Source organism: Microbacterium sp. W1-4-2 (assembly GCF_058349885.2).
In genome coordinates this window covers 144,188-157,153 of record NZ_JBYRJC020000003.1, presented here as the reverse complement: position 1 = coordinate 157,153, position 12,966 = coordinate 144,188, and the positions used below count along the sequence as shown (strand labels likewise).

At 70.5% G+C, this 12,966-nt stretch carries 14 protein-coding genes and 1 tRNA gene; 14 read left to right on the top strand and 1 reads right to left on the bottom strand.

The features are described 5' to 3' along the window. The first annotated feature begins 25 nt into the window (after positions 1-25). The 11 genes from AC3RX0_RS13380 to AC3RX0_RS13330 all read left to right on the top strand — a co-directional run bounded on the left by AC3RX0_RS13380 (position 26) and on the right by AC3RX0_RS13330 (position 10,434). Positions 26-253, top strand: coding sequence for a DUF4244 domain-containing protein (locus AC3RX0_RS13380; RefSeq protein ID WP_491506490.1), 228 nt, complete (start codon positions 26-28; stop codon positions 251-253). Beyond that, positions 250-588, top strand: a complete 339-nt coding sequence (locus AC3RX0_RS13375; RefSeq protein WP_491506489.1) for a TadE family type IV pilus minor pilin — start codon at positions 250-252, stop codon at positions 586-588. Before AC3RX0_RS13380 ends, AC3RX0_RS13375 begins: the two co-directional genes overlap by 4 nt. A gap of 11 nt (positions 589-599) precedes the next feature. Further along, a complete protein-coding gene (locus tag AC3RX0_RS13370; RefSeq protein WP_491506488.1) occupies positions 600-941 on the top strand; it encodes an Rv3654c family TadE-like protein in 342 nt (113 codons plus the stop codon). Positions 942-1,039: 98 nt separating this feature from the next. Further along, positions 1,040-3,760, top strand: a complete 2,721-nt coding sequence (gene topA / locus AC3RX0_RS13365) for a type I DNA topoisomerase (RefSeq protein ID WP_491506487.1) — start codon at positions 1,040-1,042, stop codon at positions 3,758-3,760. Then, the gene (tmk, locus tag AC3RX0_RS13360) at positions 3,757-4,377 is read left to right on the top strand and encodes a dTMP kinase (RefSeq protein WP_491506486.1); all 621 of its coding nucleotides are present in this window, start codon (positions 3,757-3,759) and stop codon (positions 4,375-4,377) included. The genes topA and tmk overlap by 4 nt, the downstream gene beginning before the upstream one ends. A gap of 35 nt (positions 4,378-4,412) precedes the next feature. Continuing rightward, entirely contained in the window at positions 4,413-5,600 is a 1,188-nt protein-coding gene (locus tag AC3RX0_RS13355) for a DNA polymerase III subunit delta' (RefSeq protein WP_491506485.1), read from the top strand. Next, positions 5,597-7,153: an alpha/beta hydrolase gene (locus tag AC3RX0_RS13350; RefSeq protein WP_491506484.1), complete on the top strand. Its 1,557-nt coding sequence runs from the start codon at positions 5,597-5,599 to the stop codon at positions 7,151-7,153. The genes AC3RX0_RS13355 and AC3RX0_RS13350 overlap by 4 nt, the downstream gene beginning before the upstream one ends. A gap of 68 nt (positions 7,154-7,221) precedes the next feature. After that, positions 7,222-7,297: transfer RNA gene (locus AC3RX0_RS13345), tRNA-Thr, on the top strand. A 48-nt stretch (positions 7,298-7,345) separates the two neighbouring features. Beyond that, positions 7,346-9,571, top strand: coding sequence for an MMPL family transporter (locus tag AC3RX0_RS13340; RefSeq protein WP_491506483.1), 2,226 nt, complete (start codon positions 7,346-7,348; stop codon positions 9,569-9,571). A 40-nt stretch (positions 9,572-9,611) separates the two neighbouring features. Then, positions 9,612-9,839 (top strand): hypothetical protein, encoded by a 228-nt coding sequence (locus tag AC3RX0_RS13335; RefSeq protein WP_491506482.1) that lies wholly within the window; start codon positions 9,612-9,614, stop codon positions 9,837-9,839. A gap of 25 nt (positions 9,840-9,864) precedes the next feature. Further along, the gene (locus AC3RX0_RS13330; protein ID WP_491506481.1) at positions 9,865-10,434 is read left to right on the top strand and encodes an isochorismatase family protein; all 570 of its coding nucleotides are present in this window, start codon (positions 9,865-9,867) and stop codon (positions 10,432-10,434) included. A gap of 29 nt (positions 10,435-10,463) precedes the next feature. Here the strand turns inward: AC3RX0_RS13330 and AC3RX0_RS13325 are convergent, their stop codons facing one another. After that, the gene (locus tag AC3RX0_RS13325; protein WP_491506480.1) at positions 10,464-10,817 is read right to left on the bottom strand and encodes a hypothetical protein; all 354 of its coding nucleotides are present in this window, start codon (positions 10,815-10,817) and stop codon (positions 10,464-10,466) included. 131 nt (positions 10,818-10,948) lie between these two features. Between AC3RX0_RS13325 and AC3RX0_RS13320 the strand changes: the two genes are divergently transcribed. From AC3RX0_RS13320 to AC3RX0_RS13310, 3 genes are read left to right on the top strand one after another with little or no spacing between them, the layout of a single operon-like run. Continuing rightward, positions 10,949-12,280, top strand: a complete 1,332-nt coding sequence (locus tag AC3RX0_RS13320) for an MFS transporter (protein ID WP_491506479.1) — start codon at positions 10,949-10,951, stop codon at positions 12,278-12,280. Then, positions 12,277-12,777 (top strand): nucleoside deaminase, encoded by a 501-nt coding sequence (locus tag AC3RX0_RS13315; RefSeq protein ID WP_491506478.1) that lies wholly within the window; start codon positions 12,277-12,279, stop codon positions 12,775-12,777. Before AC3RX0_RS13320 ends, AC3RX0_RS13315 begins: the two co-directional genes overlap by 4 nt. Positions 12,778-12,819: 42 nt before the next feature. Then, positions 12,820-12,966, top strand: a complete 147-nt coding sequence (locus AC3RX0_RS13310; RefSeq protein ID WP_491506477.1) for a hypothetical protein — start codon at positions 12,820-12,822, stop codon at positions 12,964-12,966.

Here is a 12,966-nt window from a genome sequence, read left to right as displayed (position 1 = left end):
GTTTCGAACACACAAGGAGTTGAGCATGTCCCTTCCCACATCCCCGCCGCAGTCCCTGCCCGCCCTGACCCGTCGCCAGGCGGCGCGGCTGTTCCTCACCGATCCCGACGACACCGGCGCCGCCACCGCGGAGTATGCCATCGCCACGATGGCGGCCGTGGCATTCGCGGGGCTGCTGGTGGTCATCATGCGCAGCGACGAGGTGCGCGGCATCCTCACCGATCTCGTGCGACGCGCGCTGACGGTGTCATGATCGCCCGGTCGGGCGACCGCGGCTCGGTCACGGCCGAGTTCGCGGTCGTCCTGCCGGCGGTCGTGCTGGTGCTCGCGCTCGGCGCGGCGACCCTGGGCGTGTGCGGACGGCAGGTGCGGCTGCAGGATGCCGCGGCCGACGCCGCCCGTCTGGTCGCCCGCGGCGAACCGGTGGCACGCGCCCAGGCGGTGCTCGCCGCGGCCGTCGACGGCGCACACGCCGCGATCGCGCCGCGCGATGACCTCGTCTGCGTGACAGCGAGCGCACCGGCGGCTCTTCCGGTGCCCGTGCCGCCCCTGCGCGTGCAGTCCTGTGCGCTGGCGGGCGGACTCTGAGAGGAGGCGACATGGCCGGCACAGTGCTGGCGATCGGCGCGATCGGCGCGGCGGCCGCCCTCACGCTGGGCATGGCCGCGGTCGGCTCGGCGGCGGTGCAGGCCCAGCGCGCGGCGGCCGCCGCCGATGCCGCCGCCCTCGCCGCGGCCGACGCGGCATCGGGCGCGGTCAGCGGCATCCCGTGCGAGCGTGCGGACGCCCTCGCGGCCGTCGGCGGCGCGCATGTCACCTCGTGCGTTGTCGACGGCCTCGTGGTGACCGTCGCCGTCGCCGTCCCGCTCGGCGTGCTGGCCGCCGCGGCGTCGGCGCGCGCCGGCCCGGATCCCGCGGCTGCGCCGACGTCGGACCCGTGAGCTGTACTGTCGTTTTCTGGGTCCGTCACCTGAGATCAGCACAATGCCGTGCACAGGCGCGGGTGTGTATGGTGTGCTTCGAAGAAAGGACCACCCCCTTGGCACAAGGCAAGAAGCTCGTCATCGTCGAGTCACCGACGAAGATGAAGTCGATCCAGGGCTACCTGGGCGACGGCTACGAGGTGCTCAGCTCGGTGGGTCACATCCGCGACCTCGCCGACCGCAAGGCGATTCCGGCCGAACTCAAGAAGACCTCGGTCGGGCGCTACTCGGTCGACATCGAGAACGGTTTCGCTCCTTACTATGTGGAGTCCGAGCGCGGCAAGAAGACTGTCACCGAGCTCAAGCGTGCCCTCAAGACGAGCGACGAACTGCTGCTGGCCACCGATGAAGACCGCGAGGGCGAGGCGATCGCCTGGCACCTGCTCGAGACACTCAAGCCCAAGGTTCCGGTCAAGCGCATGGTGTTCCACGAGATCACGAAGGACGCGATCCAGGCCGCCGTGCAGAACACGCGCGAGCTCGATCTCGACCTCGTCGACGCACAGGAGACCCGCCGCATCCTCGACCGGCTCTACGGCTGGGACATCTCGCCAGTGCTGTGGCTGAAGGTGCAGCAGGGCCTGTCCGCCGGCCGTGTGCAGTCGGCGGCGACCCGGCTGGTCGTCGACCGCGAGCGCGATCGGATCGCCTTCGTCTCGGCTTCGTACTGGGACGTCGTGGCGACCGCGGCGAAAGAGACCGACGCTTTCGGCATCCAGCTCGTGCGCGTGGGCGGCGCGCCGATCGCCCGCGGCAGCGACTTCGACGACACCGGCGCGCTGAAGAGGGCCGTCGTCGTCATCGACGAGGCCCGCGCTCGCGCGCTCGCCGACCAGATCGCCGCCGCCGGTTCCGCGTCCGTCACCTCCGTCGAGTCCAAGCCCGGCACCCGCCGCCCCTATGCGCCGTTCACGACCTCGACCATGCAGCAAGAGGCCGGCCGCAAGCTCTCGATGAGCGCGAAGCACGCGATGAGCGTCGCCCAGCGCCTCTACGAGAAGGGGTACATCACCTATATGCGCACCGACTCGACCGCCCTGTCGACCCAGGCGATCGAGGCGGCGCGCGAGCAGGCCGTGCAGCTGTACGGGCCCAAGGCTGTGCCGCTGAACCCGCGCGTCTACAAGAGCAAGAGCAAGAACGCGCAAGAGGCGCACGAGGCGATCCGTCCCTCCGGCGAGCACTTCCGGACGCCGTCGCAGGTCTCCGGTTCCCTCGATCGCGACGAGGTGCGCCTGTACGACCTGATCTGGAAGCGCACGGTCGCCAGCCAGATGTCCGACGCGACCTACGAGACGACCACCGTGACCCTCGCCGTCGCGCTGGCCGACGAGACCGTCGAGTTCACGGCATCCGGAACCGTCTACACGTTCAAGGGGTTCCTCGAGGCATACGAAGAGGGCAAGGACGAGAAGCGCAGCGACCGCGACAAGCAGGACGACCAGTCGCTGCCGCAGCTGGCGGTCGGCGACACGCTCGCGGTGCGCGACGTCGAGCCCAAGGGCCACGCGACCACGCCGAAGCCGCGCTACACCGAGGCGTCGCTGGTGAAGGCGCTGGAGGAGAAGGGCATCGGCCGTCCCTCGACGTTCGCCAGCATCATCGACACGATCATCGCGCGCGGGTACGTCACCAAGCGCGGCCAGGCGCTCGTGCCCAGCTGGGTCGCCTTCAGCGTCGTGCGACTGCTCGAGCAGCACTTCACCGAGCTGATCGACTACGACTTCACCGCGGGACTCGAAGACGACCTCGACGCGATCGCGCGCGGCGAGCAGAAGCGCGTCGACTGGCTGAAGGACTTCTACTACGGCGCCGACGACCACCCGGGCCTGCGCAAGATCGTCGACAACCTCGGCGAGATCGACGCGCGTGAGCTCAACTCGACCCGCATCACCGACAACGCGGTGCTGCGCATCGGCCGGTACGGCCCGTACCTCGAGGTCACCGACCCCGCCCAGCCCGACGCCGACCCGCGTCGCGTCAACATCCCCGAGGACCTCGCACCCGACGAGCTGACGGCGGCCAAGGCCGTCGAGCTCATCGAGGCGCCGGTCGCCGGCGACCGCGTGCTGGGCGAGAACCCCGACAACGGCAAGCTGATCGTCGTCAAGGACGGGCGCTACGGCCCGTACGTGCAAGAGGTCGAACCGGCGGCCGAAGAGCAGGTGGATGCCGAGACCGGCGAGGTAACCGATGCGGCGGCCGCGAAGAAGAAGAGCACGAAGAAGGCCGCCGCCAAGAGCGCCGAGCCGAAGCCGCGCACCGCGTCGCTGTTCAAGTCGATGTCGGTGGACACCGTCGACCTCGACATGGCGCTGAAGCTGCTCTCGCTGCCGCGCGTGGTGGGCGCCGACCCCGAGTCGGGCGAGCAGATCACCGCGCAGAACGGCCGGTACGGGCCGTACCTGAAGAAGGGGACGGATTCGCGGACGCTCGAGAGCGAACAGCAGCTGTTCGACATCACCCTCGAGGAGGCACTGGAGCGCTACAAGCAGCCGAAGTACGGCGCCCGGCGCGCGTCGAGCGCACTGAAGGAGTTCGAGGCCGACCCGGTGTCGGGCAAGCCGATCCGCATCCGCGACGGCCGCTTCGGCCCGTACGTCACCGACGGCGAGACGAACGTGACGATCCCGCGCGGCGAAGACCCGCTCGCGATCGAGTTCGACCGCGCCGTCCAGATGCTCGCCGACAAGCGCGCGAAGGGTCCCGCCCCCAAGCGCAAGCCCGCGGCGAAGAATGCGACCGGCACCCGCAAGACGGCGACGAAGAAGAAGTGACCGGTCTGTTCGTCACGTTCGAGGGCGGCGACGGCGTCGGCAAGACGACTCAGGCGGCTCTGCTGCAGGAGTGGCTCGAGCAGCAGGGACGCACCGTCGTGCGCACGCGCGAGCCGGGCGGCACCGAGGTGGGGGAGCGCATCCGTGCGCTTGTGCTGCATCACCGTGGACACGTCGACCCGCGGGCCGAAGCGCTGCTGTACGCCGCGGACCGGGCGCATCACGTCGCGACCGTCGTGCGCCCGGCGCTGGCTCGGGGTGAGGTCGTCATCCAGGACCGTTACCTCGACTCGTCGGTCGCCTATCAGGGGGCGGGTCGCGTGCTGGACTCGCAGGAGATCCGCGATCTGTCGCTGTGGGCCACCGAGCGGCTGCTGCCCGATGTGACGGTGCTGCTCGATCTGGACGAGGCATCCGCCCGCACCCGTCTGGACGCGGCGGACAAGCCCTTCGACCGGCTCGAGGCGGAGAAGGACGAATTCCACGCCCGGGTGCGTCAGGCGTATCTCGCACTCGCCGTCGCCGAACCCGAGCGGTTCCTCGTGGTGGACGCCGCCCGCGCCATCGACGAGATCGCGACCCTCGTGCGGGCGCGGGTCGCCGACCGGCTCGGGTGAGCGCAGCGTCGGCGGCGATGGTTAGGCTTGACGCCATGGCCGCCGACTCGCTCACCGTGACGCCGGTGTCCGGCGCGACCGACGCGGCGGCCCTGCCGTGGGGCGAGGTGTGGGGGCAGGACGACGCCGTGCGCACCCTGCGGGCCGCGGCCACCGACCCGGCGGGTCTCACGCACGCGTGGCTGATCACCGGCCCGCCCGGGTCGGGGCGCTCCACGCTCGCGCGCGCCTTCGCCGCGGCGCTGATCGCCGAACCCGGTGACGAGAACGCGATGCGCCAGGTGCTCGCCGGCACCCATCCCGATTACACGGCGCTGCGCACCGAGGGCGTGATCATCTCGATCAAGGACGCCCGCGCGCTCGTCGAACGGTCGTACTTCGCACCCTCTCTGGGCCGGTATCGGGTGATCGTGATGGAAGACGCCGACCGCATGGCCGAGCGCACGTCGAACGTGCTGTTGAAGGCCCTCGAAGAGCCACCGGAGCGCACCGTGTGGGTGCTGTGCGCGCCGAGCGAGGCCGACCTGCTGCCGACGATCCGCTCCCGGGTGCGCACGCTGCGGCTGCGCGATCCCGAGGTCGCCGACGTGGCGCGCCTGATCGCGCTGCGCACAGGCGTGGACGCGCAGATCGCCGAGCAGTCCGCACGGCACGCGCAGCGGCACATCGGCATGGCCCAGCGGCTGGCGACGGATGCCACGGCCCGTGATCGCCGCGATGACATGCTGCGTGCCGTGCTGCGGGTGCGCGGCGTCTCCAGTGCTGTCGAGGCGGCCGCCGAGATCGTCGCCGGAGCGACCGACGACGCGAAGGCGCTGACGGCCGAGCGCGACGAGGCCGAGCGGTCGCAGCTGCTCTCGACGCTCGGGATCGCCCCGGGCGCGGCGGTGCCGCCCGCGGTGCGATCGCAGCTGAAGGCGCTCGAGGACGAGCAGAAGCGCCGCGCGACGCGCAGCCTGCGCGACGGCATCGACCGGGTGCTCACCGACCTGCAGTCGCTGTACCGCGATGTGCTGATGCTGCAGTTCGGCCGCGACGACGACCTGATCAACCTCGAGCTCGCCGCCGACCTGCGCGGTCTCGCCGGCGCGTGGGACCCCGCGCGCACGCTCGTCGTGCTCGACGAGATCGCCGAGACCCGTCGCCGCATGGAGCAGAACGTCTCACCCGTGCTCGCGCTGGAGAGCATGCTCATCACCGTGGCCCACGGAAGGATCCTGTGAACGCCAAGACCCGCCTCGTCACCGTCCTCGCCGGGCTGGCCGCGGCATCCCTCGCCTTGACCGGGTGTCTGTTCTCGTTCGTCCCCGATCGCGGTTCGAGCGCCCCCGCGGCCTCGTCCAGTGCCGCGCCCGACACCGCGGGCGTCGCCGCCGACCTGATGCCGTTCTACGGGCAGAAGATCGACTGGAGCCCGTGCAACGGCCAGTTCGAGTGCGCCACGATCAAGGCCCCCCTCGACTGGAACGACCCGGGCACCGGCAGCGTCGATCTCGCGATCATCCGCCACCGAGCCACCGGCGGCCGACCGCTCGGCTCGCTGCTGGTCAATCCGGGCGGGCCCGGCGCCAGCGGCATCGAGCTCGTGCGTGACTCCCTGCAGTTCGCCGTCGGCGACCGGCTCGAGAAGTCGTACGACGTGATCGGCTTCGACCCGCGCGGGGTCGGCGAGTCGACCGCGGTCAAGTGCTACGGCGCGAAGCAGATGGACGCGTTCCTGTTCGACATCCCGTCGGCGCCGCGCAACACCCCGGCGTGGCGGAGCGAGATGCTGTCGTCGTTCAAATCGTTCGCCGACGCGTGCCGGCGCAACAGCGGCGGCATCCTCCCCGACGTGAACACCGTGTTCGCGGCGCGCGACATGGATCTCATGCGCGCCGTGCTCGGCGACAAGAAGCTCGACTATCTGGGCTATTCGTACGGGACGTTCCTCGGGGCGACCTACGCCAAGCTGTACCCGCAGAAAGTGGGGCGGTTCGTGCTCGACGGCGCCATCGACCCGTCGGTGTCGGGGCTGGACGTCAGCCTCACGCAGGCGATCGGGTTCGAGTCCGCGCTGAAGGCGTACATGGCCTCGTGCCTGAAATCGCGGGGGTGCCCGTTCACGGGCACGGTCGCCGACGGCATGGCCGACCTCGGGTCGCTGCTGGCTCGCGTCGACCGGCGCCCGATCCCCGACAGCGACGGGCGGCGGCTCGGCGCCGACAGCCTCATGACCGCGATCGTGGCGGCGCTGTACTCGCAGGACAGCTGGCAGTACCTGACGCAGGCGCTCGCCGCCACGGCGAAGGGCGACGCGGGGCCGGCGTTCCAGCTCGCCGACTTCTACTACAACCGGGTGGACGGCAGGTATCAGGACAACTCGTACGAGGCGTTCAACGCGTACAACTGCGTGGACTATCCCGACGACGCCACCGCCGCGCAGAAGGCCGCCGCGGTCGCCGAGCTGCAGCAGAAGGCGCCCACGATCGCACGGTACTGGAGCGTCGATCTGGACACCTGCGACGAGTGGCCGGTCAAGGCGACCGGCGTGCGCGAGCCGATCCACGCCCCGGGGGCGGGTCCGATCCTCGTGATCGGGACGACGAACGACCCGGCCACGCCATACACGTGGGCGCAGTCGCTCGCCAAGCAGCTGGATTCCGGCATCCTCATCACCCGCGTGGGGCAGGGGCACACCGGCTTCAACAAGGGCAACAGCTGTGTGGATGCCGCGGTCAACGACTACTTCGTCGACGGCACCGTGCCCGACGGCGACATCCGCTGCGCGCAGTGACCGCCTGGTTCGCAAGCACCCTGACGACCATGTAAGATCGATCATCGTGCGCGGTGCGCCGCGCACGCGCCACCTTAGCTCAGACGGCAGAGCGATTCACTCGTAATGAATAGGTCGAGGGTTCGATTCCCTCAGGTGGCTCCACTTCCCGATCTGCTCACGCCGGGCGCATGACCCCGTTACGGTGAGAGCATGCCTCCGGCCCGCGCAGTCGACCGTTCCGCTCCGAGTCGGTGGATCCGCATCGGCGTCCCGGTTCTGCTCGTGGTCATCTGGCTCGTCGGGGGTGCGATCGGCGGACCCTATTTCGGCAAGGTCAGCGAGGTCTCGACGAACAACCAGTCGGCGTATCTGCCGAGTTCGGCGGAATCGACGACGGTGCAGAACCGGCTCGCCGACTTCACCGGCAGCGACAGCATCCCCGCTGTCGTCGTCGTGCGCGCCGACGACGGGTCGCGGCTCACCGACGCCCAGATCTCGGCGCTGCGAGACCTCGAGACCGGCCTCGGCGCGGTCGCCGGGGTGAACGGCACGGTGTCGCCGCCGATCATGGCGAAAGACGGCGCGGCCGCCCAGCTCTTCGTGCCGATGGCCAGCGGGCAGATCACCGACGCGACGGCTGCCGTGCGGACCGAGCTCGACACCGATCTGCCGGACGGCACGACGGCCTGGATCACCGGGCCCGCCGGGTTCACGGCCGATCTCGTGCACGGCTTCCTGGGCATCGACGGCCTGCTCCTGGGCGTCGCACTGATCGCCGTCTTCCTCATCCTCGTGGTGGTGTATCGCTCGCCGCTACTGCCGATCCTGGTGCTGGCCACGGCATCCTTCGCGCTCTGCGTCGCTCTGCTCGTGGTGTGGTGGCTGGCCAAGACCGGGGTCGTGCTGCTGAACGGCCAGGTGCAGGGGATTCTCTTCATCCTCGTGATCGGCGCGGCCACGGACTACGCCCTGCTCTACGTCGCACGATTCCGCGAGGCGGTCGGCGAGGGGAGGCGCCGGTGGAATGCCGCGACCCGCGCCTGGCGCGGCGCGTTCGAGCCGATCCTGGCGTCGGGGAGCACCGTGATCGCGGGGCTTCTGTGTCTGCTGCTGAGCGACCTGGCGACCAACCGCGCGCTCGGCCCGATCGCCGCGATCGGCATCGCGTTCGCGATGTTGTCGGCGCTCACGTTCCTTCCGGCGCTGCTGGCGCTGTTCGGACGTGCCGCGTTCTGGCCGTTCATCCCGCGCCACCCGCTCGCGATGATCCCCGACGACCTGACCCAGCCCGTGACGGGCTTCTGGCCGCGGCAGGCGCGGTTGGTCGCCCGTCGGGCGCGACCGGTGTGGATCGTGTGCCTGGTCGTGCTGCTGGCGGCGGGCACCGGCATCGTGCAGTTGAAGGCCGACGGTGTGCCCTCGAGCGATCTCGTGCTCGGGCATTCCGAGGCGCGCGACGGCCAACAGGTGCTCGGCGAGCATTTCGACGCGGGTTCGGGGTCGCCCGTGTACGTGCTGGCAGCCGAGGCCGACGTCGCCGCCGCAGCCACCGTGATGAGCCGCGTCGATGGAATCGAGTCGCTGGCAGCGGCATCCACGGATTCGGTGTCGGGCCAGGTGGGCGTGACGGTCACGGACGGTCGGCCCGAGTACACGGCTCCCGGCCCGCCCGCAACCCCGCCCGCCCAGCCGACGGTCTCGGACGGCGAGGTGCTGCTGCTGGGCACGCTGACGGCGCCGGCGGACTCGGGCGCGGCCGAAGACACGGTGCGCACGCTGCGGGCGGAGCTGGCAGACGATGTGCCGTCCGCCCGCGTCGGCGGCGTCACCGCGACCGACCTCGATGCGAACGACACGTCGATCCGGGATCGCACGCTGATCATCCCGATCGTCCTGGCCGTGATCCTCGTCATCCTCATGCTGCTGCTGCGCGCGATCCTCGCCCCGGTCGTGCTGATCGGCTCGGTGATCGTGTCGTTCATCGCGGCCCTCGGCGTCTCTGCGCTGGTCTTCGACCACGCCTTCGGCTTCCCCGGCGCCGATCCCGCCGTTCCTCTCTATGGATTCGTGTTCCTGGTGGCCCTCGGCGTGGACTACAACATCTTCCTGATGACCCGCGTGCGCGAGGAGTCCCGCGAGCACGGCACCCGACCCGGGGTCCTGCGCGGCCTCGTCGCCACCGGCGGGGTCATCACCTCGGCGGGACTCGTGCTCGCGGCGACCTTCGCTGCGCTCGGGGTGATCCCGATCCTGTTCCTCGCGCAGATCGCGTTCATCGTCGCGTTCGGTGTGCTGCTCGACACGTTCGTCGTGCGCTCCCTGCTCGTGCCCGCCGTCGCCTTCGACATCGGGCGGGCGATCTGGTGGCCGTCGAAACTGTGGCGGCCGGGCGTCGGCACCGAGGTGGATGCCGCGACCCGCCAACGGATTCCATGAGAACGGCCCCGACCGCCCGGGCGGCGAATATCATCCGGTCATGGAGACCGTGATCGACCTCGGCGAGGTGCGTGCAGAGGTCCAGCAGGTGGGACGCTTCGACTACCGCATCTGCATCCAGGGCGGACCGCTGGAGCCGCCCTCCGAGCGCTGGTATCGGTTCGGACGGGCGCGTGCGGAGCGCAAGGCGAGTCTGGAGCTTCTTCGCTACATCCGCAGGCGCCGGTGGGAGGCCGGCCCCGTCGTCGTGTACCGCGCGGCCGTGTGACGCCCCGCCCGGGTACCCTCGAGCTATGGGCAAGGCACTGTTCATCGTCGACGTGCAGAACGACTTCACCGAGGGCGGAGCACTCGGGGTGCAGGGCGGGGATGCCGTGGCCGCCGGCATCTCGCAGTACCTCGCCGAGCACGCCGGCGAGTATGCGATCGTCGTCGCCTCGCGTGACTGGCACGACGGCGACAACGACAACGGCGGTCATTTCGCGGCCGGTGAGCCGGACTTCGTCGACACGTGGCCGGTGCACTGCGTCGCCGGCACGGAGGGTGCGCAGTACGATCCCGGCCTGGTGACGGCATCCATCACCCACCACGTGAAGAAGGGCCAGGGCAGGCCCGCGTACTCGCTGTTCGAGGGCGTCACCGACGACGGCCAGACCGTCGAGCAGCTGCTCGACGCGAACGGCATCGTCGATGTCGACATCACCGGCATCGCGACCGACTACTGTGTGCGCGCATCCGCGCTGGACGCGATCTCGCACGGGCGCCACGTGCGGGTGCTCACGAGACTGGTCGCCGGTGTCGCGCGTGAGTCGAGCGACGCAGCGCTCGCCGAGCTCGCACACGCGGGTGCGGAGCTCGCCTGACCGCGCAGCGGCTGCAGCCGCCGTCACCGTCAGTGCACGTGCCCCGTTGAGCGCACCTCGGTCATGCCGTGGGGGCCGGCGCTCGTGCCGAACCGGAAGTCGACGACGCCCCCGTGGTCCACGCTCGCCTCGAGCACGGTATCGGCCAGCGCCTCGGCGACATCGGGTGCGAGGAAGACCCGCGCACCCGCCTGGTCGACGATCACGTCGCCAACCTCCGGCCCGCCCACGGGCTCGAGCGCATAGTCCGTGCCCCGATCGGCGCCGTCGCTGATGCGCAGGCCGCCCGACTCCCGGCCGCCCGGCGTCTTGGCGGCGATCGCGCGGACGATGATGCACGCGTCGTCGGCGATGGCGAACATGGCGACCTCCCGTCTGCGCACGGTTCGACAGTGCGCTCGCCGACAAGCCTAGAACCTGCGGCCCGGGCGCCTGCCGGCAGCGCGAGCCCCGGCATCCCATCCCCTTCCGGTATACCATGTGAAGGTTGTTCGAGAGAGTGAGGTCGTGGCGCGTGGCAGCCGAATCCGCATCGCAGGGCGCTCCCGCCCCCGTTTCCGCCCCTGATCGACAGCGGATCGGACTCGGCACGGCGCTCGCCTCCCTGCGCGGCAACCGCCCGTTCCAGCAGCTGTGGCTGTCGAACCTGTTCTTCTTCGGCGGATCGTGGACCCAGACGCTGGTCCTCGGCTGGATGGCGTTCGAGATGACCCGCTCCGAGTTCCTCGTCGCCGTGTTCACCGCTATGCGACTCGCCCCGATGCTGCTCGGTCCGGTGGCCGGTGCGATCGCCGACCGGCACAACCGGGTGTCGCTGCTGCTGCTGGCCAGCGGCTGGGTCACCGTCGGCATGGCGGTCGTCGCCACGTTCGCGTCGTTCGGGAAGCTGCCGTATTGGGGTCTGCTGGCCGGGGGGCTGGCGATCGGACTTGCGCAGTCGCCGTCGCAGCCGGCGCGCGCGTCCCTGGTCGTCGACCTCGTCGGGGCGCAGAACGTGTCGAACGCCAATGCGCTGAACGCGATGGCCATGAACATGACGCAGGTGATCGGGCCCGCCCTCGGCGGCGCGATGATCGCCGTGTTCGGGGCGCCCGCGGCGCTGTGGGTCTCGACCGGCTGGTACGCGCTGTCGTTCGCGCTGATCCTGCCGCTGCGACGCATCCGCATCGCCGTGCACCCGGCGACCGAATCGGTGATCGGCATGGTCGTCAGCGGCGTGCGCATCATCGGCCGCAACCGGCGCGCGGTGGCCGTGCTGATGGTGACGCTGGCCGCCAACACGTTCCTGTGGCCGGTGTACCAGTCGTTCATGCCGGTGTTCGCCGACGAGAGCTTCGGCCTGGACGCCGCGGGCCTGGGCATGCTGCTCACGTGCGCGGGCACCGGCGGTCTGGTCGGCTCGCTCGTGATCGCGGCGCTCGGCGACTTCCGCCGTAAGGGCGCGCTGTTCGTGTTCGGCACGCTGGTCTGGAGCATTCTCTGGGTCGTGTTCTCGCAGCTGCACATCGTGTCCGCCGGGTTCGCCCTCATGGCGATGGTCGGACTGGCCAGCGCCGCGTTCGGCGTGCTGCAGACGACGCTCTTGCTCGTGGTCACCCGCCCCGCGCTGCACGGTCGTGTGCTCGGTCTGCAAGAGCTCGCCATCGGCATCATGCCGATCGCGACGCTCGGGCTCGGTGCGATCGCCGAACAGATCGGGGTCGCCGCGACGACCACGTTCTCGGCGCTCGCCATGGGCGTCGTGCTCGTCGTGCTCATGATGTGCGTCCCCGATGTGCTGCGCATCGGGCGCGCCGACGAGATCGAGTTGACAGACGGAACCACTGCAGGGAGTGTGACGGCATGACCGTGTCGACGACGAATCCGACTCCGGCGGATCGCGCGCATCTGCGCCGCTGCGTGGACCTGGCCCGCGAGGCGCTAGATGCCGGCGACGAGCCGTTCGGCTCGCTGATCGTGGATGCCGCGGGCACGGTGCTGTTCGAAGACCGCAACCGCGTCGCCGGGGGCGACAAGACCCGGCATCCGGAGTTCGAGATCGCGCGGTGGGCGGCGGCGAACATGGATGCCGCGGCCCGACGCACGAGCGTCGTCTACACGTCCGGCGAGCACTGCCCGATGTGCAGCGCCGCGCACGCCTGGGGGGGCCTCGGCCGCATCGTCTACGCCACCAGCACGGCGCAGCTGGTCGCCTGGCACCAGGAGTGGGGGATCGCCCCCGGCCCGGTCGCACCGCTGCCGATCACCGAGATCGCGCCGGGCATCGAGGTCGCGGGGCCCGACCCCGACCTCGCCGTCGAGGTGCGCGACCTGCATCGCAGGCTGCTCGGGCTGCAGGAGTAGCATCGTCGGCGCTCGGCGACCCCGAGCGGACGGAGGTCTGCCGTGGACGATCGCACCGCGGTGCCCGAGCGGATCGCGCAGTCGCATCGCGCTCGCGAACTGCCGACCTCGGGCACTCTCACCCGTACTCCGCCCGATGAACTGCGCGTCATCCTCGATGCCGTCGGCGCCGCGGTGCGCACGGCGTGA